Genomic DNA, 24,200 nt, shown 5'->3' on the forward strand with positions numbered 1-24,200 from the left:
GGTTGGACTAGACTTACTCCCGTGTTACTGCACTGATCAACATCTGCTGCGAGCTGAATATCACGCTACTTCCTGAAGGCGGGGAAACGGTAGCGGAAGGGAGTGGTTTCTGGAGCGTGAGGTATACCTGATGCAGGATTACCCACTCTATCATAGACCGCATCGCAGAGAGTCCTCCCTTCAGTATTGGTGGTATTTTCGATGATGGGGACTTACTGGTCACCTTCGAGATGGATGGCGAAAAGGTCAGTTTTTCAGAGATAATCTGAACACTTTCCGCCACTTTCTTTAAAATCCCATGAGAAATCCGGGCCAAAAACAACCTTTGCCCAGCTTAATTTCCAATAGTTGCTTACAACCCCATATTGGCCAGGTCATCAATGATAAGTCTGGAAATCATTTCAACATCCCTCAACTCATCTTCACGTCCCCAGGAGAATGTAGCTATTTTCATATTCACAGCCGCATCCTCAAAATAACCATATCGGGTTGTATAAGGCCCCTTAGAGAAGCTTGCCAGCTTTTTCCCCTCACTAAAAACCGTTACCTCATGTGATACCTGCGGCTTATTCAAAGCCCTTCCACCATGATTGAAAATTCTCTTGTAATCAATACTTATAACCACCTCAAGGTAGTCAGTTCCCTCTCTGCCTGCAATTCCCTTATTTTCTAGACTTGAATCCAGATATCCGGAAAACTGCTCTTTAAGCTCTGCCTCAGATGAGAATGAGTCATCTTCAGGAATTACTCCAGACCCCAGAGTTAAACTCAAATTAACATCCGAAATCTTATACAAGGTGCTTTGCTTTTTGATTGGTGTTGGCTCCACATAATATTTATACGGCGATGAAGAACACGCACTCAACAAAACAACTAAAACCGCCACAAATACCATCTTCATTGAGAACTCCTTGATTAATAAAAAACACACAATTACAACGACAAACAAAATAAACATCGAACAAGCAAATCAAGAAAAAAATCCAGCCGGAAAACCCTTTACTACCATTAACCCTCATTAAAAACTATTTCATGGCACCACAAATTATGTTCCATAAACTCATAAATCAAATCATCTTTATCTGCAACCCAATGTAGAAATATATCATCACCACTATTACTTTTCCTTAAAAAATCAGCCCCTAATAACTGGACCAATAATTTTAACTTCATTTTCATTAAAAGCCAGAAAGCCATCATAATCAGATCAAGGGATAACAAGGTACATGCGAACCCCATTGTACTTGCCTCGTTTTAGTAGACACCTTCAATCACCACTTGGTTTTCCTTTGTTTTTTTTATATTTCCAACTATCATTTTCAATCCTTGATTGTTGTTCCAGGCTGAAGCTGAATTCCAACTGGGCTATCGAGTTTAATATCGTACGCCTTGCCAGTATTAAAGTTATACCGATAATAAACATAAATACTTGAGCCGTCAGGTAATTCATGTGTCGCCTGTCTGCTGGTCTTTGGTGATTTCCTGGCTGACGTTCAGATCCCGGTTGACGTCCGCCAGATTGAAGGTGGCATTGCCACCGATGTTCGGCAGCGACCTGCTTATCCCGGGCAAGGGCACCAATCAGGTCACTGCCCACCCGGGTGTAGTGGCTACCAAGATTAAAATTCATAGCAAAACTGGCAAGAATTGTGCGGCAAAAAAAATTAAAATGTAAAATGCACCAGTCAAGACCCATTCGTTACTTTTTTCGAATCTGAAGAACCCACCTCTAGGAAAATAATACGAACCATTAAAAACAAATGCAAATACATTGTAAAAAGAGAAACAACTAAGAAACAGCTGAAACAGAAGAGCATTCCTCCCCCCAATACCAAAATAGATATAAAAAGAAAACGAGAACAAGAAACAAAAAAAGCAAAAAAACAAAAAATACTTTCCGTATCTGTTTTTTATATTAAAAATAGCGTCCAACATTTATTCATCTCCAAGCTGATCAGTGTAAAGATCAATAAATCCATCAAATCCGCCAGAGACGCCTATTGCTGCCGATACTTTCTGAATTACTCCATCGGGTACCCCAGATTTTCTCAAGGTATTCTCAAAACCAACCCGTACAGTTTCAGCAGACATACCACTAACAAAATCACCTGACATATAGTCAGCATAAAGGCTCGATACAGTTGATCCTGCCCCTACAGTCTCTGCAAGAAGTCCTGCTCTCATTAAACCTGTTGCTCCACCAGCCACTGTTGCAACATCTTTCACAGCTTTGATATCCTGCGCCCTGACCCAGGCATCATAATTGGGTGATTTTGGATCTGGGATAGTTGCATCACACTTATCCTTATGACAAGGCCAGTGTTTGATATTGAAGTACTGTCCATCAACAACATGAACGACGGTATATTGGCCGTTTTCATCAACAACACGGGCACCCGTGATCGGGTCGAGCTGATAGGTCATGATTCCACCTGTTGGTGTATAAACCGGTAGAGAATAGGGTGAATCCTCACCTCCAGTCTGGCTGATGATGAAGCTGGCCAGCGCCGGATCAATGTCTTTGGGAATCAGTTGTACCTGAATGCCGTCCCCTGTCTGTATCCAGGTGCCTCCTTCATCAAAACGTTCTGCGGCATAACCATCATACCGGTCCGCCAGCGTCGAATCATTCTGATTTACGATGATGTTGAATCCCGGTGCTTCACCTGATTCTTTATTGCTCATGGCTCGCAGCGCATTTTCAATCTGCTCCGGTGTATAGGGGCTGTTTTGCGCCAGAGTCTGGGCAACCTCTGTTTCTGATTGATGCAGCTGCCGGTGTCTGACTTCCGCGATGAACTGGGTTATTTGCTCCGTAATGAATCCAGTACACATCAGCGTTTCACTGATGGTGTTCAAAACTCTGTGTCAAGTGAATGTTTAATCTGCACACACTTACCACCTTATTTTTTTTTCATCAACAATCTTGAAATCGGGTGTTAAGCGCGCCATGTAATCATCATCACCATTATTGTATTTTATTTCAGCATCCTTTCCTAATCCCGGCATGATTATCGAATAAAACGTTGGAACACAATTCATCTGACCATCGAATACAGGAACATCCAAGCGAGCCAAAACAGATCCGTTTTCATGACAAATAAATAATTTTTTATTATAATTTTCACACACTTCAAAAATGCAAATCGCCATTCTATCCTTGCTTAAACTTGGATGCATCCGGTGATTCTTTATTATCTCAATATCACCTAGACTTCCTGCCCACTTGCATCCGTAAATACCATTTCGCGGCACAAATTTTCCATTTTTTTTTGTATACAAATCCATTCTTCTCCAGTTTTCAGGAAGCCAAAAACCATCGCCATCAAGCTCGTAATAGTTAGTTATCATCTGACAGCTCCCTTATATCATTTAATTTGACGCTATCAGCGATGCTGGCCTTACCATTTTTAAACTCAACCTGCGTAGTCTGCCCAGGTAACTCTCTATCTAGCCGTTCATCATACACCGGCCGTGCGGAACCTCTATTTACATTAACAGGATCAGTAACCTCAATTTCAACCACGTATAATGGACCGCCATCATCATTTTTCCATTCTTTTTTGACCGCAGTCACATCTCGTGCAGCCTGCGTTGTATTAGGCAATGGGTCAGTTGATGCCCAACGACCCAGCGCCATATTGCTTCCTACTGCCAACTGCTCCTGAGTATTAGTATCGACAATTTGCTCTACTTTATATCCGGGTAGCAATGTGACATCTTCAACAGTGCTACCGTCAGTCCACGCAGGAACTCGACCTTGATCAGCCATTGTTTGATTAATATCATCAGCAGGTTGTTTTCCGTGAATAACAGCGCTATACGTTGGTCCGTCTTGTCCAACCATTTCTGCATCACCATGATGCGATCCATTACCCGCTTTCAGTGCATTCTGAGCGGCCTGCTCTGCCGCTTCCTTGCCCACTTCTCCCACAACAGCCCGCGCTGGCATCACCGGCGGCAGTAGCTCTTCAACCGTCTCCATGAACCCTGCCGCTGCTTCCTGTAGCGCTGCTTCCCGGTTGCCTTGCATTTCCGCTACGAATTGCCGGTCTTCCGGACTACCTGTGCTATCAGTGTAAACGAAGGTTCCCAAGGGGTCAGTAATGGCTTCCCAGGCATCTTCGTACATGCCCACCAGGACAGCTTTGCCTACACCAAGAGGATCATCAACAATGGCTTCTACAGTATCCTTAGCATTTTCATAAGCTTGTCCGGCTGCTTCACCCAAACCGATCTCGATCGGTTTTTCGCCATTCTGGGTGGCATAGGCTGTGTAAAAACCAACCCCGTCTTCATTTTTCAGCAGGTCTTCGGCCAGCCTCGCTTCACGGGCATTGATGTTGGTGTCGTTGAAGGTGGCTTCATCTTTGGCTGCAAAGGCAGGACTGGTTTCCGTATCAAGGATGATATCCAGGAAATTTCTACCTATTGGGCTTTCTGCAACATTCTGCATGCCTGCGGCCAGGTCAGTCAGAGCACCTCGTGCACGATCGTTTTCTTCGATCTGTTCTGACCAGGTTTGGTCAACCTGACGCAAAGCTTGTTGTGTCAGCTCTCTTTTTGCCTGTTCTTCGCTGATATCATGTTGTGCAGCGTAGGCTGAAGCTGCACCCAGTATGGCTTGAGCTTCTTCGGTATATAACTGCCGGTGTCTGACTTCCACATTGCCGACCGTATCCGCTCTTTGCGTACCCGTTGCCACTGCCTGGCTGTTCTTCAGGTTGCTGCCAAAGTCTGCTCCACCACTGCTGTCCAGTTGTCCGCCTGCAGCCTGGTTGATCCGGTCTGCCAGTTGGCCACCAAAAGCGTTGGCGAGGGCTTCCTGGGTGTCAGTGGAGTGGGTGCCGAACAGGCCGTTGGTGAGACCACCATCCTGACCTTGCAGGAAGCGGCTTTCCATGATTTCGTGACCGAGGGTATTGGTCAGGTCTGTCTTGCTGGCACTGTCACCGGCGTCAATGAAGATGTTGCCGTATTCGGCGTGGTTCTGGTCGGCAACGGTGCCGCCTTTGATGTCTGTGAATATTGTATCTGCCAGAGCGATGCTGGTGGTTTGCTGGGCGTCATAGAAGTTGATGTCACTCAGATCAAGGCCGAATTTGTCCTGGGCCAGATGACCCAGATCACTCATGGCCTGAGCATAAAGTTCCGGGTCACCGCTGGTGAGACCATCAAGGATGTGCTGGTTGTCCGGGTTGCGCAGCAGGTCGTTCTTGAGTTGGATGCCCTTGGCATTCTGATCAAGGGCTTCGGCAAAGTTCAGCAAGCCCAGATGTTCATCACCATAAACAGTTGCTGCTGTACGACCGATATCCTGACCGTGTTCGTAGGTGTCCACGAAGTCATTTTTGATGGCCTCACGGCCTTGTTGCGTGGCCAAACGGTGGTCAATGGTGACCGAGGCATCCAGCGCTCCCGTCTGCTGGTCCAGGGTGATTTCCTGGCTGGCGTTCAGATCCCGGTTGACGTCCGCCAGGTCGTGTTGCTCGCCGTTTCTGGTCTGGATGGTGCCACTGCCCAGCGTGCCGTGGGTGGTCTGTTCGGTGTTATGGCCGATGTCCGTCAGGCCCAGCGTGCTGCTGCCGGTTTTGCTCAGCCCAACATTCAGGTTGATGCCCCGGGTTTCAGTGGTGTTGCTGTCGTAAAGACTGGTGACGTTAAGCGCATCAGTGGTGAGGGTGAGGTTACCCTTGTCGGTCCAGTGGCCGTTCTCGTCTCGGGTGGCACTGGCAAGAGTTGCTCCTTTGATGTCCGTTTGATCTGCCGTGATGTTGACCTGGCCACCACCGGTCAGGAAGGTCTGGTTTCCAACCCACTGGCTCTGGGATTCAGTTCCGCTGTAATTGCCGCCGATGCTGGTGAGGCTGCCGCCACTCAGACTGGCTCCGACACTCGCTCCGGTGGTCTGGCTGTTGGTGCTGTGGGTGTCCTGCAAGCTGGCCAGGATGAAGTGGCCGGTGCTGATGTCGATGTCATTTTTGATTTCGATTTCAGCTCCGGCAACCATGAAGGCCTGGCTGGTGCTGTTGAGGTTACCCGCACTGATCTGGCTGTTGACGTGGATTTTGCTGCTGCTGTCAGTATCCGTCTGGTTGGTGCTGGCATTGGCACTGAAGGCATTGCTGCTGGTACTGAAGCTGGTACCGGCGCTGTGGGTTGTTTCATTGCTGCTGCTACTGCTGTGTTCTGTGCCCGCTGTGATGTTGACCTGATCGGCATTCAGCGTGAGGGTATTGTTCACACCGATGCTGCTGCCCACGATATTGAGGCTGTTGGTCGCATTAAAGGTGGCATTGCCGCCGATGTTCAGGCTGGAACCTTGCCAGGTGCCTTCAGTGGTGGTGCTGCGGGTTTCCGTGACGGTGGTTTCGGCACCGGCAGTGGCATAAAAACCACCGGTGGCTGTTGATGCAGCGGCAGTGGCACCTGATGCAGCCAGGTCCAGCGTGGCCTGGGCCAGTTGAGCAGTGGCCGCTGCACGGTTGATTTCATAATCCTTCAAGGCCGATTCGGCCAGTTCACCCCGCTCCACCCGACGCCTGGCATCCCGGTAGGCATCATGGGCGTCTTCAACCGCCTTTGTTGCATCATTCACGGCCTGGAGGGCATAGGCAGTGTCCACGTAAGCGTTACGTACACCGGCAGTGATGGTGGTGGTTTCGGTTTCCTGATGATACTCCGTCACCGTTCTGGCTTTGTAGCCACCCACTGTGATGTTATCCGCTTGCAGCAGGGCATCGTTTTCGACGTTGACCTGACTGGCCAGAATACTGAGGTCATCAGCCAGCATCACCAGATTACCGGCGTTGATGCTGCTGCCTTGATAGCTGGTCTTGGTGGTGCGTTCAGTGGTGGTCTGCTCGGTCAGGGTGGCGCTGGCAAGAGTGATCTCATCCTTGCCGAGGGAAAGACCCGAGCCGCTGACGCTTTCTTCGCTACGACGGGTTTCAGTGACCTGCTTGTCTTCCGCTGCATCCAGGATGACCTGGCTGGCCGAAAGAATGGCGTTGCCCACTGCATTGAGGGTGCCGGCAATGACATGAATGTTTTCGCTGGCTGCCATCACCAGGTTGTTGCCGGCATTCAGTTCACTGCCCTGGTGGGTGGTGCTGCTGTCATGGGTGCTGGCACTTTCAGCGATGACCACCTTGGGCGCATCAAGGCCCAGGTTGTCCGCGACGATACCGGCGAGTACGCCAACACCTTTCATGACACTACCCATGGCACCGCGGTAGCTGGTGCTTTCATGGTGCCAGCTTTCGTTGGTCAGTTCGAGGGTATCAACAATCAGTTGATCCGGCGTCCCTTCACCATTGATGGCCTTGAAGCTGCCATCTTCCTGTTGTTCCACCGCCAGGTTGCCGATGATCAGGTCATTTTCGGCATCGAGGCTGGAGCCGGTGAGGTGGATGGTGGTGTTGGCCTGCAGCTGGATGTTGCCACCAGTGAGACTGCTGCCGGCAGCGGTCTGTTCAAGAAACCCGGTATCTTCTGTCTGACGCCGGGAACGGGTTGTACTTACGGAGGCTTCATGCAGGGTGGCCTGATTGATGCCGGCGGTGATGGCGATAGATTCAGCATTGACACTGAGGGTATCAGTTGCATTCAGATCCGAGGCATGAATCTGTGCACTGCCATTGGCAACCAGTTGCAAATTTCCACCGGCATGAATGCTTGACCCCTGATGCTCGGTGTTACTGAGTTTCTGGAAGTTGCTGCCATTCGTGACGGTGTTGCTGATTGAGCCGGTTTCCAGTGAAGTGATCAGAATATCACCTTCAGCCTGCAACAAGGTGTTGCCATTTCCCTTGTTTTCCACATGGGCTGCAGCCAGAACCAGGTCCTGGCCGGCTGTCAGGGCAAGGCTGCCTTGTTCACCTGTGACAGTGATGCTGGCCTGCTGGTCCATGCTGGTGTGTGAGAAATAATGACCGCCACTGCGAGATTCACCAGAGGTTTGAGTGCTGCTGATATCCAGGTTCTGCCCGGCATCAATCCCGACATGCTGCTGACCTTGTACCAGTCCACCTTGCATGGTGAAGTTTTCTTCTGCTGACAGGTGAACACGATTACCACTGATCCTGCCACCAAGATTACTGATGTTTCCGGCCGAGATATTCAGGTCACGCTGTCCGATGAGGGCGCCAGAGTTGGTCAGATCGCCGGCCAGATTCAGATCAATTGTATTGGCGGCAATCAAGGCACCACCGGGCTGCAGATCCTCCGCTGTAACACGAGCATAAACCTGCGGCACCAATACCTGCTCAATGCTTCCATCCGGCAGCATAACCTCCTGCTCAACCATCCAGACAATATCACTGGTCAGTGCAGCAATCTGTTCCGGAGTCAGTGCAACACCGGGACGCAGGTTCCAGTCTTCCGCAATGGCCAGTGCATTGTTCATCAGGTGCAGGTATTGGGCATCATCATCACTGAAGCCATCCAGAAAGCGCCGACCGGTCAGATTGGCCAACTGATCACGAATCAGTTGTTGTTCATAAAAGCCATCCCCCAATCTTCGTGCCGTCACAACAAAGTTGCCGGTGGTCAGCAGGTGATCGCTTGAAATCCAGTTTCTGTAGTTGGTAAAGCGTGGATCTGTTTCGACCAGATAACGGCTTTCAGGCCCGGAATGAATATTGAACAGACTATTGGTCGGTAACTGAATATTCAGCCGGTTATCTGCATTCGACTCGTGATCCGGGCTGGAGGACAGCTTACCGGTCAGAGAGCGGCTACGATGAACACTACCACTGAGGGTTCGGGTACTGGAAATATCATGATCAGCCGAGCTGAGAGAAGTGTCAGTATTAACTGCCAGTTCAGTGATTGAAAGGTTGATGGTGGTTTTGAGGGGAGCCGGCCTGTAGCTTTCGATCTCACCCCAGTCACGCTGGTGGTAACGCTTCAACCCGCCTCGCCAGCGACCACGCGTGTACTGACTGGTACCGGAACGATAGACAATGTTTTCACCCAGCGCCTCCCGGTTCTCAAGATTTTCAATATCACCGATCAGGCTGCCGCCCACCAGAATACGACTTTTGTCATTGATCAGGCTGTCAGCATCAAGAACCAGGTGACCGCCTGCCAGCATTTGTCCGGGTGTTGAGTGAGTGACCTGAGTTTCGGAGGTGGATTCTGTCACCTCATATTGTGTCCAGCGACGTACAACCGTGCCGGTCTCTCTATGCACATACTGGCCGGCCCGGCTCCAGCTTGCCCAGCGATATTCAGATACCGGCACCATACGGTTGCTGCCATTTGGTCGTATATAAGTGACTTTGTGAGGTGCCACTATCTGCACCAGTGCAGTCTGAAAATCAGGATTCAGGTTTTCGATCAGGTCAGCCGACAAAAACAGGTTGCCTTGGGCATCAATACTACCACCGGCGTTATGAATAAGATTGGCCCGTCCATCAACCTGATTTTCATCATCCAGTGACCCTCCCAGCGCCATGTTACCCAGGCTGAATATCAATGCATTATCGGTGTTGTGTAGTTCGCTGAAAGCAGCTTGCAAGCCATCTCTTGCTGCAATGACAGCTGATCGTCCGTCTTCCCGGGTGTTGTAAAGGTTATTGTCCAGAACCAGGGTGATATCATCACCATAAATTCTGCCGCTACCCAGATTGTATAGGTTATCGGCATCAATGCGTGTGATCTGGCCGTCAATCAAGCCTCTGTTGGTGATATCTGAAGCTGTTATGATATGTGTCTGAAAAGCAGTGATTTCACCTTCCTGGGTATTATGGATATCGGCGGCTGTGAGTGTCAGGTTACCGCCTGCTTGCAATAAACCTTCGTTCTGGAATGAATCATGAAAAACCAGATTGCCATGGCGTCCGATATAAATACCGTCCTGATAGGTAAAAGCCGCTCCAAGCTCCAGATTCAGGTCTTTGAGGCTGACCAGATCGCCTTCTCCAACAAGGGTTTCTGTGCGTAAATCCAACTGCTCATCAGCAATGATCAAGCCTGCTTCATTGATGATATCCAGGCTGTTTCCTGTATCCTGAACCTTTATCAGCCCGCTGCTTGAAATCAATCCACGGGTGTTGTCGAGAGAGCCACTGAGGTTTGCGCTAGTACTCACGGAGGAAAGCAGGCTACCTTGCAGGTTGATGACTTCGCGACCCTGCAATTGCAATTCTGCTGCCTGAATACCCTGATCATCCTCCAGGGTATGACTATTGTCCAACCGATCAAAATCGAGGCTCAGCAGGCCTGAGGACAAAATGGCTCCCTGGGTGTTATTCAAATCATTCACCTGCAGGCGGGTAGTATCCTGTGCAGCAACGATGCCCTGATGATTCTGCAGACTGTCTGACTGAATATCCAGATCAGACTGACTCACCAGCAAACCATCACGGTTATCAAGCTGGCCAGTGAGAATATTCAGTTGGTTACCGACACTGATGGCCCCATTACGATTATCCAGCACAGCAGTGCTCAGCTGAGCCTGATGGGTGGCAACCAGTGAGCCACTGTTTTCAATTCTGCCATCTGCAGTTAACACCAGATCACCGGAATGGGCTTCAATATATCCTTGATTACGTATTTCGGCAGTGTTCACGCCCACACCAGTCGGTGTACCAATCAGGTGGATCTTGCCTGCATACATGCCGCCCAGGTGTGAAACATCCACACTGATGCCGACAGTGGGCATATCGGCTTCAATCTGTGTGACCGGGTTCAAGGCAGGATCCAGCTGATTGTTGCCGCCCACAACACGGATATCCTGACCCCAGATGCCTGCGTTGATTTTGACCGTCTGTCCAATGATATCCAGGTAATCCGTAGTACGACCATCCAGTCCCTTACCTGTGATGGACAGGTTGCCTGAACCAACCCGGTAGCCCGTAAGCTGGTTTCCACTGAATTCTGGCTTACCGGTAATCAGTGATCCGCGTGAAGCATTGATGAAGCCACAGCCGTCACAGGTGATGCCGGATGGATTGGCTACAATGACCTGTGCGCGGTGGCCAGCCACTTCCATGTAACCATTGAGCCGACTTGCCTGGTTAGAGTTGACCTCATTCAGAATGATGCGAGCCGACTGGTTGTTTTGCAGCCAGTCATTACCTTGTACCCAGCCACCCAGCTGTGTCTGGCTGTGATCACTTGAGTTATTGAGAATGGCCCCTCGCTGATCGACATCAAACTGCTTGTATACGTTGTGCGAAACGCCAGAAGAGCCCGGTGCACGGATATTAACCAGCGGTACACCATTTCCTGTTTCAAAAACCGTAGGCCTCTTCGAGGCATCAGCACCCGGATCAGCAATGATTCTGGCCTGTGCCGGGTCAATACTGGTCATTGTGGCGCCAGCCAATAATAACAAAGCCATACTGACCGGATGCAACCTGGCCAGGATTCTACGTTGCAGGGTGGTGCTGCCACCACCAAGGCTAATGGCACCACCCGTGTCTCTGGCAGCAATTTCAGAAACAACCTCTGTCTGACCTTTATGCCTGTTGAAAATGACCTGATAGCAATTCCTGTTCATTTTGCTGCCCTCCAAATCCTGTTAAAAGCTGGCGCTCAGGTTAAAACCAAATACAACGTCTGATGCTTCAAAACCACTGGGCTTGCTCAGCGGTGTGCCACTGAAAAAGTCATAGTTCAAAAAACGCTGCTGTCCCTTCAGGCCGAAAGCAGCTCCAGTAAGATGTTTACTTGTTAATTCTGTAGCAGAAGGACCATTGACCCTGCCGTAATCCAATCCGATATAAAGACTCTGCCGGGTTTGTCCAAGCGGTAGCGTAAGGTCGTTACGTGTGAGCCACCCCCGTTCAGACGCAAGACTACGTTCACCATCAAACCCTCGGACGGTATAGCGACCACCAATGGAAAAAAAATCCTGTCCAACCAGATGTGTTCGATTCCACTGGTTTCTGATGGAAAGTGAGTAATGCATGGGTCTGTTCAGAAATCTCAGGGGAGTCTGGTAGTTCAGGTTGGAAGAAATGATTTCCGGCCGTGATGAACCAGCCCGGTAGTCTTCTTCAGGTGCCTTTAGCGCACCAAACGCACCTGTCCCCTTCTTGTATTTCAGATTCCAGTCCACAGAACCCTGGCCAACAAAACGACGATAGGCTGTCCCAGCCTCCCAACCGGCCATATTGCGTTTCTGCAGAGTGATTTCTGTATCATTGATGAAGTTCCTGGAGCGGCGGATCCAGCCGTCCAGGCTGAAGGTTAGTCGGCTCAAACTATCCCGATAAATCAGCCTGGATACACCGGCATTAATATTTTGGCTTTCCCCGGAATAGATATAGCTTTCGTAAGCACCGAAAATTTCCTGATAATATTCACTTTCACTGGCATTGATACTGAACAGCCAGTAATGCCAGGGAATTGAGTAGTGTACGGACTGATTTTCAGTGCCTCGCTTGCCTTTTTCACCACCACCCAGATCCTTGCCTTTACTGACATAAAAGAGGTCATTGAGCGTCAGCGGGTTATCCCAGGACAAGGTTGCATTACCCTGATACTTGCCGGTTGAACGGCTGCCAGAATCATCCAGGCTCAAATGGACTCTGAGTGGAAAACGCTGCTGCCAATCCACAACCAGATCACTACCACCGGTTTGTTCACCTGGCGTTATGGTAATGTTTGCATTAGCAGTAGGAACCCGCTGAAGATTTTCAAGGCCTTGCTCCATGGCGCGCAGATTAAGCAGGTCTCCACTGCCAAGGGGGAGCGCATTCGCCAGTGTTACTCTCGGTGAGGTAGTATCAGTGACCCTTACCTGCTCTACCCTTCCGGGTATGACGGTGATTTCAAGTACGCCCTTGTTCAGATCCTGGGGCGCAATCACCATTCGGGTCGTAGTATAGCCACGGCTGATGACACTGTTCTGGGTACGCCTGAGTAACTCATTGATTCCAGAAGCACCAATGCACAGTTCCGGGTGATCATCCAGTAGCTGCTGTGCCGGTCTGGCTGCCCAGGAAAAATAATCTGCATTTTTTCCGGTTATGCTGACCCTGTGAAGCGCAAAGCAGGGTGTTTCATTGGATGGCAGCCCTGATTCTGGCAAGGTTTGTGTTTCAAGACGCACATCCGGAGTTTCCTCCAGGCTACGTCGTCTTTCACGCTCACGCTCCTCAAGACGGAGGAACTCGGAGTCGGCAAGTGTTGCGACAGGGAGCTGCAGCAACACCAGCAGAAAGAAGCTGAAAATAAATAGATGGGAGCGTTCCATGCCGAATAGATCCATTAAGATTGCACTGATGCAGATAATGCAACCGGCCGCTCATTTCGTCTGTATTATTAATGAAACTTTATGTACGCACTGCCCGGTTGGCCCAGTAGACGCCAAACACGGTGATGATCATGCCCACCAGCGCCAGCAGGGTCATGCGTTCATCAAACAATAACCAGGCTTCCAGAGCCGTTAACGGCGGCACCAGGTAAAAATAGCTGGCGGTGCGGGTGGATTCACCGGCCCGGATCATCAGCAACAGCAGCAGGATGGCACCCACTGACAACACCAGTACCGACCAGGCCAGCGCCAGAATGAAATCCGGGTGCCATTCCACGGCGCTCTCATCTTTGATCCAGACCCCAACCAGCATCAGTACAAAACACCCGGCGTATTGAATAAACGAGGCGGCCAACAGGGGCTGGGGGTCACAGGCGTTTTTCTGGTAGACCGTACCCAGGGTAATGCCCAGCAATGCCAGCAATACCCAGCCCAACCCTGTCCAGGTGATGGTGATGCCTTCCAGGTCCATACCGGAGGTCTGTTGCAATACCAGCAACACCCCGGCCAACCCCAGCAACAGGCCCAGCCACTGGCGCAGGCTTAAACGCTGTTGCCACAAGAGGTACACCAGAAAACCGGTCAGCAGCGGCTGCAGCCCCACCAGCAGGGCGGTGAGTCCTGCCGGAATACCGGCTTCAATGGCAGAAAACACGCCGCCCAGGTAAGCGCCGTGAATCAGCGCCCCGGCCAGTAACTGCTGCCCCCACAAGCGTGGGCTGCGCGGCAGGGACACCGCAAAGAGTTTTAGCAACAGAGCAAAACACAGCAGATTAAAAAACATCCGCCAGGCCAGAAAGGCAAAGGGTTCACTGTAGGGCAGGCCGTATTTGGCACTGATGAATCCGGTGCTCCACAGCAGCACAAATAACCAGGGTGCCACCCGCACCAACCAGGGAGAAGCAAAAAATTGAAGCAGGGATTGAGTCATGCAGCACCGGATCAGCAAAACAGACCGGCGAGTCTAAACGCTAGTATGAAGAAGAACAACAGCTGCAGGCAGCATCTTTCTGCAGTTTCAGGGTGCGCATTTCAGCTCGCAGTGCATCATAGGTCAAAAGTTTGCCAATCGCCGGTTCACCACACTGCGCCAGCAGTTTAAGGCTTTCCACGGCCTGCAGGCTACCGATCACCCCTACCAGCGGGGCCAGCACACCGTTTTCCGAGCAGCGCAGCTCTTCATCCTGAGCCGCCTCGTCATAAATGCAGGCATAACAGGGGCTGTCGGGGCGTCGTGCATCAAACACCGCCAACTGGCCGGAAAAACGTATGGCGGCACCGGACACCAGCGGTTTTTTCAGTTGCTGACAGGCACGGTTAACGGCAAAACGGGTGGAAAAACGATCTGAGCAGTCACACACCAGATCCACCGCAGCCACCGCATTCAGCAGCGCTTCACCTTCCAGCTTGCAGGGATGGGTGATGATTTTTGTGGACGGATTGATCTGTTGCAGGCGTTCCCGGGCAGACTCCACCTTGAGCTGCCCGATGCTGCTTTGCTGGTGGGCAATCTGACGCTGCAGGTTGGACAGATCCACCTGGTCATGGTCCGCCAGATGCAGTTCACCCACACCTGCCGCAGCCAGATACAGGGCAACCGGAGAACCCAGCCCGCCCAGTCCGATGATCAGCACCTTGCTGCTTAACAGTCTTTCCTGCCCGGCTACATCCATTTCCGGCAACAACAGCTGGCGACTGTAGCGCAGCAGATCCTGATCATTCATCAACGTCATCAGCAGTCCTGTTCAAACTCATGCAATTCAGGCACATAGAGCGAAGTGTCTTCCTTCACTTCCTCCATCACCACATAACTCTTGGATTCCTTCACACCCGGCAGACTCAGCACCACATCACCCAGCAACTGGCGATAAGCACTCATTTCCGGAATGCGGCATTTTAATACGTAATCAAACTGCCCGGATACCAGATGACACTCCTGAATCTGTGGCAGTTTGGCCACGGCTTTGCGGAATTCATCAAATACGGTCGGAGACTGGGTTTCCAGACTGATTTCCACAAACACCAGCAGATTGGCACGCAGGTATTTGGGGTTCAGGATCGCCTTGTAGCCCTTGATGATGCCGTTGCGCTCCAGTCGCTTGACACGTTCAAGGCAGGGCGTGGTGGAGAGACCAACCTTGTTGGCCAGATCAACGTAGGAGATGCGGGCGTTTTCCTGCAGGGCCTGCAGGATTTTCAGGTCAATCTTGTCCAGTGAACGGGACTTGTTGTTTTTCATGATGGATGCAGCCTTTTATTATTTTATTCGCATTGGGCCTGATTCGATGCAGACGATTATCCCGAATCGCTGCTTCGATATGGTTTTTTATCATGTTGAAGTTGGATTTACCACAGGCAAAAAGACTTTTTACGCAGCAGGTCGACGTCCCAGCGTGACCCGGGGCTGACCGGCCAGATCCTGCTGCAGCTGAATGCCCACAAGGCCTGCACGGGAAAAAAGTGCTGCCACCGCTGCAGCCTGGTCATAACCATGTTCGACCAAAAGATAACCACCGGGGGTCAGCCGCTGCTGAACAGGATTTAACAGAGCACGGTAAGCATCCAGTCCATCCTGCCCACCAACCAGTGCTGAAGTCGGTTCATAACGCAGATCACCCTGACTCAGGTGCGGATCATCCGGATGGATGTAAGGCGGGTTGCTGACCAACAGATCATATTGCCCCGCTGGCACCTGCTGCCACCAGTCGGACTGCCAGACCCGGATATCCAAACCCAGCCGCTGTGCATTGGCCTGCGCCAGCTTCACGGCATCCGGCTGAAAATCCACGGCATCCACCTGCCAGTCGGGGCGTTCTTTTTTCAGAGCCAGCGCCACTGCACCGGTACCGGTTCCCAGGTCCAGCACCCGTGCTTGCGGCAGTTCACAGACCTGCAACGCCAGCTCGACCAGGCATTCGGTGTCCGCACGGGGAATCAACGTGGCCGGTGAAACCTGCAGCGGCAAGCCCCAGAACTCCCACTGCCCCAGAATCCAGGCCAGCGGCTCACCAGTCAGGCGGCGCTGCAACCCTTCCGCCAGTTGCTGCTGTTGAGTGGCATTCAGCAAAAATTCCGGGCGGGCATGAAAAAATGCGGTGTTTTTATCCAGCGCCCAGCTCAGTAAACACTGGGCTTCATGGCGCGCGGCTTCCACACTCGCCTGTTGCAAACGGTTGGTAGCCTGCTGCAACCAGGCAGCCAGGGTGATTTCAGGCATCACCCAACCGCGCCAGCAGTTCGGTCTGCTGTTCCTGTGCCAGTGCTGAAACCACCTCTTCCAGATCACCGGTGATGATTTCATCCAGCTTGTAGAGGGTCAGGTTGATGCGATGATCGGTGACCCGTCCCTGCGGAAAATTGTAGGTGCGGATGCGTTCGGAACGGTCACCGCTGCCGACCAGCAGACGCCGGGCATCCGACTGGCTTTTGTGTGCAGCATCTTCGATCTGTTGTTTCAGACGACTGGCCAGCAGCGCCATGGCTTTGGCGCGGTTCTTGTGTTGTGAACGCTCTTCCTGACACTCCACCACCAGCCCGCTGGGCAGGTGAGTGATGCGAATCGCCGAGTCGGTGGTGTTGACGTGCTGTCCACCGGCACCGGAAGAACGAAAGGTATCCACTTTCAGGTCAGCAGGATTGATGTCCACCTCACCCACCTCATCCGCTTCCGGCATCACTGCCACGGTACAGGCCGAAGTGTGAATGCGCCCCTGGGATTCGGTGGCAGGCACCCGCTGTACCCGGTGGGCACCGGACTCAAATTTCAGGTGGGAATAAACATCGCGGCCACTGATGCGGGAAATGATCTCCTTGTAGCCCCCCATTTCCCCGTGACTGGCACTCAGCACTTCCACCTGCCAGCCCTTGCTTTCCGCATAACGGCTGTACATGCGAAACAGGTCACCGGCAAACAGTGCCGCTTCATCACCACCGGTTCCGGCGCGCACTTCCAGATAAATGTTGCGACTGTCGTTGGGATCACGCGGTAACAGCAGGCGTTGCAGTTCCAGTTCCAGCGGCTCTAACTGCGCTTTCAGACTGACCAGCTCTTCCCGCGCCATTTCGCGCATGTCCGGATCTTCATCAGCGGCCATCAGCTCTGCGGCCTGCAGATCATCCTGAACCTGACGATACTGCTGCCAGCCTTGCACCACAGGCTCCAGCTCGGCATATTCGCGTGAATAGTTACGAAAACGCTCCTGACTGGACAGGGTTTCAGGGTCAGACAAGAGTGCCGACAGCTCTTCAAACCGGTCAGCAAGCTGTTCCAGCCTGGATTGAATCGAGGGTTTCATCGGGTTGCAGCAGCCTTCAGGAAGGATCAGAGTTTTGTTTTTCGGGGTGAGACTCACCGCCACCATCCAGATTCAACAGCTGAACAGCAGCATCCAGCAGATCGGTACGATTTTCTGCCGAGGCCTGGCGGATTTTTAATGTCGGATGATGCAACCACTTGTTGGTCAGGCTACGACAAAGCTTCTGCATCACTTCACGCGGGTCCTGCCCCTGGTCCAGTTGGCTCATCGCCAGCAGCATTTCGGCATCTGCCAGTTGCTGGGCGTGATGGCGGAAATCACGGATCATGCGACCGGCATCACGCACCCGCAGGTTACGCAGAAACTCCTGCACACTGGTGGTGATCAAAGCTTCGGCCTGCTCGGCAGCCTCGCGCCGGGCAGCCATGTTTTCTTCAATGACTTCCTGCAGGTCATCCACCGTGAACAGGAAGATGTCATCCAGATCACCCACCTGGGGTTCAATGTCACGCGGGACAGCAATATCCACCATGAAAATGGGTTTGTGGCGGCGCACTTTCAAAGCACGTTCCACCATGCCCTTGCCAAGAATCGGCAGGGGGGCAGCGGTGGAGCTGATCACGATGTCCGCTTTTTCCAGCTGATGGGGAATTTCGTTCAGAGCCACTGCTGTGCCCTGCATTTCATCAGCCAGTGCCTGAGCACGTTCCACCGTGCGGTTGGCTATCACCATCTTCTGCACACCGGCATTTTTCAGATGGCGGGCCACCAGTTCAATGGTTTCACCGGCACCGATCAACAGTGCCTGGCTGGTTTTCAAATCGGCAAAAATTCGTTGCGCAAGACTGACTGCGGCATAGGCCACTGAAACCGGATTGGCACCAATGGCTGTTTCGGTACGCACCCGTTTGGCGGTGGCAAACACCTGCTGGAACAGCTGCTCCAGGCCCGAACCCAGCAGGTTTTCTTTTTTGGCGGCGTCATAGGCATCTTTGATCTGCCCGAGAATCTGCGGTTCACCCAGAATCATCGAATCCAGACCACTGGCCACTCGCATGATGTGAGCAATGGCCGCCTGATCTTCGTGGATGTAACTGTAACGAGCGACATCTTCCAACGGCAGACGATGAAATTCACTCAGCCAGCTGAGCAGCGGACGAGCGTCGCCGGCTTCCACCAGAGTGTAGATTTCGGTGCGATTACAGGTGGATAGGATGGCGGCTTCTTTGATACTCTCATGGTTTCTCAGTTGCAGGCTGGCAGCCTCCAATTGAGCTGGAGTAAAGGCCACCCGTTCGCGCATCGCAACCGGTGCCGTCTTGTGGTTAATGCCGAGAGCTAAAAAACGCATTGGCTGTACTGCTGGCACCGTCAAACGTCACTCCAGGAATTCATTCCGCCCTCAGGGATCGGGGAAACAAAAAATCGCCCAGTCAGAACAACTGCTTACAGAAAACACCGGGCGACAGATCACAGGCAGGCTATGATAGCACATATAAAAAGTACAGGTATGTCCGAATAATGCAAAGCCTTCGCCCGCTCCAGTGGTTGTACCGGCCATTTATGGCCCTGCCACTGACACTGCTATTAATCGCCTGCAGCACCACCCCTGAACCTCGTCCGGCTGAAACGGCATTACCACCCCTGCCGATTGCCTTGGGCGCTCGTATGCAGCAAATTCATCCAACGGATAGCGTTTTACCTGAAGTCGAAGGTTTAAATGCTTACCTGGTCTTTCACTTGCTGGCAGCAGAACTGGCGGGACAACGCAGTGATCTGGGTTTTGCGCTGGATATCTACCTTGCGCTGACACTGGAAACCCAACACCCGTTAATTGCCGAACGCGCCACCTGGATTGCCCAGTTTGCCCAGCAGCCTCAGGCAGCGCTGGATGCAGCCATCATCTGGGCAACCGGCTCACCGGATAACCCGGATGCCCAGCGCACTGCTGCAGGATTATTGTTGCAACAGGAACAATACCTGGATGCCTTTGAGCACCTGCTGCGTTATGAACGCCTGAGTAGCGAAAGCAATTACACCCTGCTGGCCGGACACCTGGTTGAAAGCAACAACCCCGTCATCAGTGATCTCTACCAGCTGATGCTGGCAGAAAGCAATCAACGCGAAATTCCCTCCAGCGACCTGCAGCTGGCACTGGCACTGCTGAGCGAGGAGCTGGGTGATGCCCAGTCTACCCAGCACCACTTGCAGCAGGCACTTGAACTCGAGCCCGGGAATGTGCGGGCACTGCAACTGCAAGCCCGTCTGTTGCGAGAAGCAGGAGATAGCCAGGGCGCAGAAAAGATCTTGCGTACCGCCATCAACAACAACCCGGAAGAAGTTCGTCTGTGGCTGGAGCTGGCTCGCACCCAATTAAAAGCCGGGCAACTGACAGCAGCTGAACAGACCTTTGATCACATCATCAGCCTGCAGCCCGACAATCCACAAATTCGCCTGGCACTCGCCCGCATCCAGATTGAAACCGGACAATACACCGCCGCCCGCGCCACCCTGGAACAACTGACAGACCACCCGCTGCTATCCGATCAGGTCTGGCTGCATCTGGGACAACTGGCAGAAAGGGATAATGAGCCAGACGTGGCACTGGACCACTATGCCCAGGTCACAGCAGGGCAACCCCTGCTGGATGCCACCCGCGCCAGTGTGCGCTTATTGCTGGATCGTAATCAGTGGATGAGTGCCCTGGCACTGCTGGATAAACGCCGACAACAAGCACCGGAACTCAATATCCAGTTAACACTGCTAGGTGAACAACTGTTGCGCCAGCAGGGTGATTACCGATCTGCGCTGGATTGGATTGATGGCGGTCGCGCCCTGTTACCAGAGTACCAGGATTCACCTCAACTGCTTTATTCACGCGCCATGCTGAACTACCAGATGAATGATCTGGCAGAAATGGAAATTGACCTGCGCCTGCTGCTGGAAATAGAACCCAACAGTGCCATGGCCCTTAATGCACTGGGTTACACGCTGGTGGATCGTACTGACCGGATTAATGAAGGGCTGCTGCTGATCCAGAAAGCCCACGCCCTGGACAGTGAAGCACCGGAGATCCTGGACTCACTGGGCTGGGCACTGTTCCGACTGGGCCGCCACGAAGAAGCTAGGGAATACCTGGAAGAAGCCTATGCACGCCTGCCAGATGAAGAAATTGCCGCTCACCTGGCAGAAACCCTCTGGGAACTGGGCCATCGTGATGAGGCCCTGCAACTGCTGGGCAGACACTTGCAAAGTGATCAGCCGACACCCAATATCAACCGCCTGCTGGAACGAAGACCGGATATTCGCCCCAAATGAAATTAAAGATGCCAGCCGCCAGCCGCCTTTTACCTGTTTTCCTCCTGAGCCTGCTGCTGGGGCTCAGCGGTTGTGCCAGCAAATCCCTCATTATTCCTGATAACACTTCACTGGAACCCAATGCAGAACTCTGGCACTGGCGGGCCCAGGGCCGCATTGCCGTGAATGACGGACGCGGCAGTCATTCAGCCAGCCTTGACTGGCAACAGCAGGGTTACCACTACCAGCTGCAAATCCTCGGCCCACTCGGTCAGGGCAGCGCCCGCCTGGAAGGCCAGCCTTTCCTGGTGTCTCTGGTCACCTCTGACGGTCAACTGCTGCAGGCAGCCAGCCCGGAACAACTGATGCAACAAGGCCTGGGCTGGAGCTTCCCCTTATCCAACCTGATTTACTGGATGCGGGGCCTGCCTGCTCCCGGCCAGGTGCTGGTGCTGGATGACCAACGCATCCAGCAAAATGGCTGGCAAATTGAATGGCGGCGCTTCAGCGAAGTGGATGGTTATCAGCTGCCTTCACTGCTGATTGCTGAAAACGGCAACATGCAACTGCGCCTTTCTGTCAGCGCCTGGCAGCTGCTGCCGGAGCAGTGATTCATGCATGACTCTCTGACCCTGCCGGCACCGGCCAAGATCAATCGACTGCTGCACATCACCGGGCGTCGCCCGGATGGTTATCACAGGCTGCAAACCCTGTTTCAGTTTCTTGAGCTTGCAGACCAACTTCGTTTCACCCCGAATGACCAGGGGCTGATAGCTCTGGAAACCGCGCTGCCCGGTGTTCCTGATGAAGATAATCTGGTTTTGAAAGCCGCCCGGTTACTGGCCCCTTTGCGTGCCAACAGCCAACTGGGCTGCACCATTCAACTGCAGAAAAACCTGCCGATGGGTGGTGGTCTGGGTGCGGGCAGCTCCGATGCCGCCACCACCCTGCTGGCCTTGAACCACCTGTGGCAACTCAACCTGCCCCGCGAACAATTGATCCACCTGGCACTGACACTGGGCGCCGATGTGCCGGTGTTTATTTTTGGTGAATCCGCCTGGGCGGAAGGTGTCGGAGAAGAGCTCAGCCACTGCCCTCTGGATGAAGGCACCTTATTACTGATCCATCCTGGTTGTCACTGCAACACTGGCCAGTTATTCAGTCATGCTGACCTGCCCCGCAACACACCCGCAATCACTGCAACCCAGGCCCTGGCCCAACTGGGCAGCAATGACTTCGAAGCCCTGGTGCGACAACTTTACCCACCCGTCCAGGCCGTTTTTGACTGGCTTAAAGCAGCTGACTGCCCAGCCTTTCTGACCGGCAGTGGTGCCTGCATCTACACCCTGATGCCCGATCCACACAGTGCTGAAGCCCTGTTACAACAACTTCCCTCACAGCTGGCGGGTAGCCCCATACGCGGCTGGCTGACACAGCGCTGCAATCTTTCACCCGCTCACCGGGCGCTGCAGGTGCAGATCAATTCAAAGGTTCACATTTAAAACGCCCTCCGTTATAATCCCCGCCCGTCAAGTTTGGGGTGTCGCCAAGCGGTAAGGCAGCTGGTTTTGGTCCAGCCATTCGGGGGTTCGAGTCCTCCCACCCCAGCCACTTGATTTTGTTATTTGCAATACTTGTCTTTCAGGGCCGCACTAGCTGCCCATCCTCCGTCAGGCCTCTGTAACCAAGGTGAATTCGTGTCCAACTTGATGGTGTTTTCCGGTAATGCCAACCCGGAGCTGGGCCGCAAGGTCGTTGAATGTCTCGATATCCGCATGGGCGACGCCACAGTCGGTCAGTTCAGTGACGGTGAAATTGCCATCGAGCTGAACGAAAATGTGCGCGGCAAGGATGTATTTGTCATCCAGTCCACCTGCGCACCCACCAACGACAACCTGATGGAGCTGATTCTGATGGTGGACGCACTGCGTCGCGCTTCCGCCCATCGCATCACTGCAGTCATCCCCTACTTTGGTTATGCCCGACAGGATCGCCGCGTGCGCTCTGCCCGTGTGCCGATTTCTGCCAAGGTGATTGCTGACATGATGTGTGCTGCTGGTGTTAATCGTGTGATGACCATGGATCTGCATGCTGATCAGATTCAGGGCTTCTTCGATGTACCAGTGGATAACATTTATGGCTCTCCAATCCTATTGGATGACATTGAGCGCCAGAATTATGAAGACATGGTGGTGGTTTCTCCAGACGTGGGTGGCGTGGTTCGTGCCCGTGCCATCGCCAAGGAACTGAATGACACCGACCTGGCCATCATCGACAAGCGTCGCCCACAAGCCAACCAGGCCCAGGTGATGCACATCATCGGTGATATCGAAGGCCGCACCTGTATTCTGGTGGATGACATGGTGGATACTGCCGGAACCCTGTGTAAAGCAGCAGAAGCCCTGAAAAACCGGGGTGCCAAACGCGTGGTGGCCTACTCCACTCACGCGGTATTGTCTGGTGCAGCCATCAATAACCTGTCCAAATCGGTACTGGACGAGCTGATTGTGACTGACACCATTCCATTGAGCAAAGAAGCACTGGCTTGTGGCCGTATCCGCCAGTTGACCATTTCCGGGCTCCTTGCTGAAGCGGTACGCCGCGTCAGCAACGAAGAGTCCATCAGTGCCATGTTCCGTTGATCCCGGATCAACCAACAGCCACTGAAAAAAGACTTCCCAACCGGGAAAACGTGAAAAGCAGGTGCTCTGGTCGCGGACACCTGTTCTTTCTTTTATCAAGCAGTCCATGAGGACAAGTCAATGACACAATTTACTTTTGAAGCCACTGTACGTAATGACCTGGGTAAAGGTGCGAGCCGCCGCCTGCGTCGTGAAAACAAGTACATTCCGGCAATCGTCTACGGTGGCGAAGCAGCCCCGCTGAGCATCGCTCTTGAGCAGCGTGAGTTCTACCGCGTTCTGGAACTGGAAGAAGCCATCTACACTTCCATCCTGAACCTGAACATCGACGGCAAGGCTCAGCAAGTCATCATGAAGGACATGCAGCGTCACCCCTTCAAGCCGGTGGTGATGCACATCGATTTCCAGCGTGTTGACAGCACTCACAAGGTCAGCGTTCATGTACCCCTGCACTTCCTGAACGAAGAAGCCTGTGTTGGCGTGAAGCAGCAAGGCGGCCAGATCCAGCACCTGCTGAATGACATCGAAGTTTCTGCCCTGCCGCAGGACCTGCCACAGTCTATCGACATTGACCTGAGCAACCTGGAAGTAGGCCAGACCATTCACCTGTCTGACCTGAAACTGCCAAAAGGCGCCAGCATTGTTGCCCTGGAACACGGTGGTGACACTGGTGTTGTCAGCGTTCACGCCAAGAAAGGCGGTGACAGCGCTGAAGAAACCGCTGAATAAGCCATC

General features: G+C 52.6%; 17 protein-coding genes and 1 tRNA gene. 6 read left to right on the forward strand and 12 right to left on the reverse strand.

The window, feature by feature from the left end:
* Window positions 1–352 precede the first annotated feature (352 nt).
* The 12 genes from BT114_RS12140 to hemA form a co-directional block, all read right to left on the reverse strand.
* A complete protein-coding gene (locus tag BT114_RS12140; protein ID WP_072326832.1) occupies window positions 353–901 on the reverse strand; it encodes a hypothetical protein in 549 nt (182 codons plus the stop codon).
* A 366-nt stretch (window positions 902–1,267) separates the two neighbouring features.
* On the reverse strand, window positions 1,268–1,696 hold the full coding sequence (locus BT114_RS14910) for a hypothetical protein (protein ID WP_143142833.1): 429 nt from the start codon (window positions 1,694–1,696) through the stop codon (window positions 1,268–1,270).
* A 239-nt stretch (window positions 1,697–1,935) separates the two neighbouring features.
* Window positions 1,936–2,859, reverse strand: coding sequence for a hypothetical protein (locus BT114_RS12160; protein ID WP_072326776.1), 924 nt, complete (start codon window positions 2,857–2,859; stop codon window positions 1,936–1,938).
* Window positions 2,860–2,895: 36 nt separating this feature from the next.
* Window positions 2,896–3,351 (reverse strand): hypothetical protein, encoded by a 456-nt coding sequence (locus BT114_RS12165; protein ID WP_072326777.1) that lies wholly within the window; start codon window positions 3,349–3,351, stop codon window positions 2,896–2,898.
* On the reverse strand, window positions 3,341–11,509 hold the full coding sequence (locus BT114_RS12170; protein WP_072326778.1) for a two-partner secretion domain-containing protein: 8,169 nt from the start codon (window positions 11,507–11,509) through the stop codon (window positions 3,341–3,343). The genes BT114_RS12165 and BT114_RS12170 overlap by 11 nt, the downstream gene beginning before the upstream one ends.
* Before the next feature lie 21 nt (window positions 11,510–11,530).
* Window positions 11,531–13,210: a ShlB/FhaC/HecB family hemolysin secretion/activation protein gene (locus BT114_RS12175; protein WP_177247089.1), complete on the reverse strand. Its 1,680-nt coding sequence runs from the start codon at window positions 13,208–13,210 to the stop codon at window positions 11,531–11,533.
* A 79-nt stretch (window positions 13,211–13,289) separates the two neighbouring features.
* Complete coding sequence (locus tag BT114_RS12180) at window positions 13,290–14,201, reverse strand: DMT family transporter (protein WP_072326779.1); 912 nt, start codon at window positions 14,199–14,201, stop codon at window positions 13,290–13,292.
* A 40-nt stretch (window positions 14,202–14,241) separates the two neighbouring features.
* Window positions 14,242–15,003 (reverse strand): HesA/MoeB/ThiF family protein, encoded by a 762-nt coding sequence (locus BT114_RS12185; RefSeq protein ID WP_342715828.1) that lies wholly within the window; start codon window positions 15,001–15,003, stop codon window positions 14,242–14,244.
* Window positions 15,003–15,509 carry a leucine-responsive transcriptional regulator Lrp gene (lrp, locus tag BT114_RS12190; protein ID WP_072326780.1) on the reverse strand — a complete coding sequence of 169 codons (507 nt, stop codon included), beginning with the start codon at window positions 15,507–15,509 and terminating at the stop codon, window positions 15,003–15,005. The genes BT114_RS12185 and lrp overlap by 1 nt, the downstream gene beginning before the upstream one ends.
* Window positions 15,510–15,638: 129 nt before the next feature.
* Window positions 15,639–16,487, reverse strand: a complete 849-nt coding sequence (gene prmC / locus BT114_RS12195; RefSeq protein ID WP_072326781.1) for a peptide chain release factor N(5)-glutamine methyltransferase — start codon at window positions 16,485–16,487, stop codon at window positions 15,639–15,641.
* A complete protein-coding gene (prfA, locus tag BT114_RS12200; protein ID WP_072326835.1) occupies window positions 16,480–17,565 on the reverse strand; it encodes a peptide chain release factor 1 in 1,086 nt (361 codons plus the stop codon). Before prfA ends, prmC begins: the two co-directional genes overlap by 8 nt.
* Before the next feature lie 16 nt (window positions 17,566–17,581).
* A complete protein-coding gene (hemA, locus tag BT114_RS12205; RefSeq protein WP_072326782.1) occupies window positions 17,582–18,877 on the reverse strand; it encodes a glutamyl-tRNA reductase in 1,296 nt (431 codons plus the stop codon).
* A 170-nt stretch (window positions 18,878–19,047) separates the two neighbouring features.
* On the opposite strand from hemA, the gene BT114_RS12210 reads away from it, so the two are divergent.
* From BT114_RS12210 to BT114_RS12235, 6 genes are all read left to right on the forward strand, one after another.
* A complete protein-coding gene (locus BT114_RS12210; protein WP_072326783.1) occupies window positions 19,048–20,844 on the forward strand; it encodes a tetratricopeptide repeat protein in 1,797 nt (598 codons plus the stop codon).
* Entirely contained in the window at window positions 20,841–21,434 is a 594-nt protein-coding gene (gene lolB, locus BT114_RS12215; protein ID WP_084662236.1) for a lipoprotein insertase outer membrane protein LolB, read from the forward strand. Before BT114_RS12210 ends, lolB begins: the two co-directional genes overlap by 4 nt.
* Before the next feature lie 3 nt (window positions 21,435–21,437).
* Window positions 21,438–22,325, forward strand: a complete 888-nt coding sequence (ispE, locus tag BT114_RS12220) for a 4-(cytidine 5'-diphospho)-2-C-methyl-D-erythritol kinase (RefSeq protein WP_072326784.1) — start codon at window positions 21,438–21,440, stop codon at window positions 22,323–22,325.
* A gap of 34 nt (window positions 22,326–22,359) precedes the next feature.
* Window positions 22,360–22,434 (forward strand) — tRNA-Gln (locus BT114_RS12225).
* 86 nt (window positions 22,435–22,520) lie between these two features.
* Window positions 22,521–23,465 carry a ribose-phosphate pyrophosphokinase gene (locus tag BT114_RS12230; RefSeq protein WP_177247090.1) on the forward strand — a complete coding sequence of 315 codons (945 nt, stop codon included), beginning with the start codon at window positions 22,521–22,523 and terminating at the stop codon, window positions 23,463–23,465.
* 120 nt (window positions 23,466–23,585) lie between these two features.
* A complete protein-coding gene (locus BT114_RS12235) occupies window positions 23,586–24,194 on the forward strand; it encodes a 50S ribosomal protein L25/general stress protein Ctc (protein WP_072326785.1) in 609 nt (202 codons plus the stop codon).
* Window positions 24,195–24,200 lie beyond the last annotated feature (6 nt).

This window comes from Marinospirillum alkaliphilum DSM 21637 (assembly GCF_900119735.1).
Taxonomy (GTDB): domain Bacteria; phylum Pseudomonadota; class Gammaproteobacteria; order Pseudomonadales; family Halomonadaceae; genus Marinospirillum; species Marinospirillum alkaliphilum.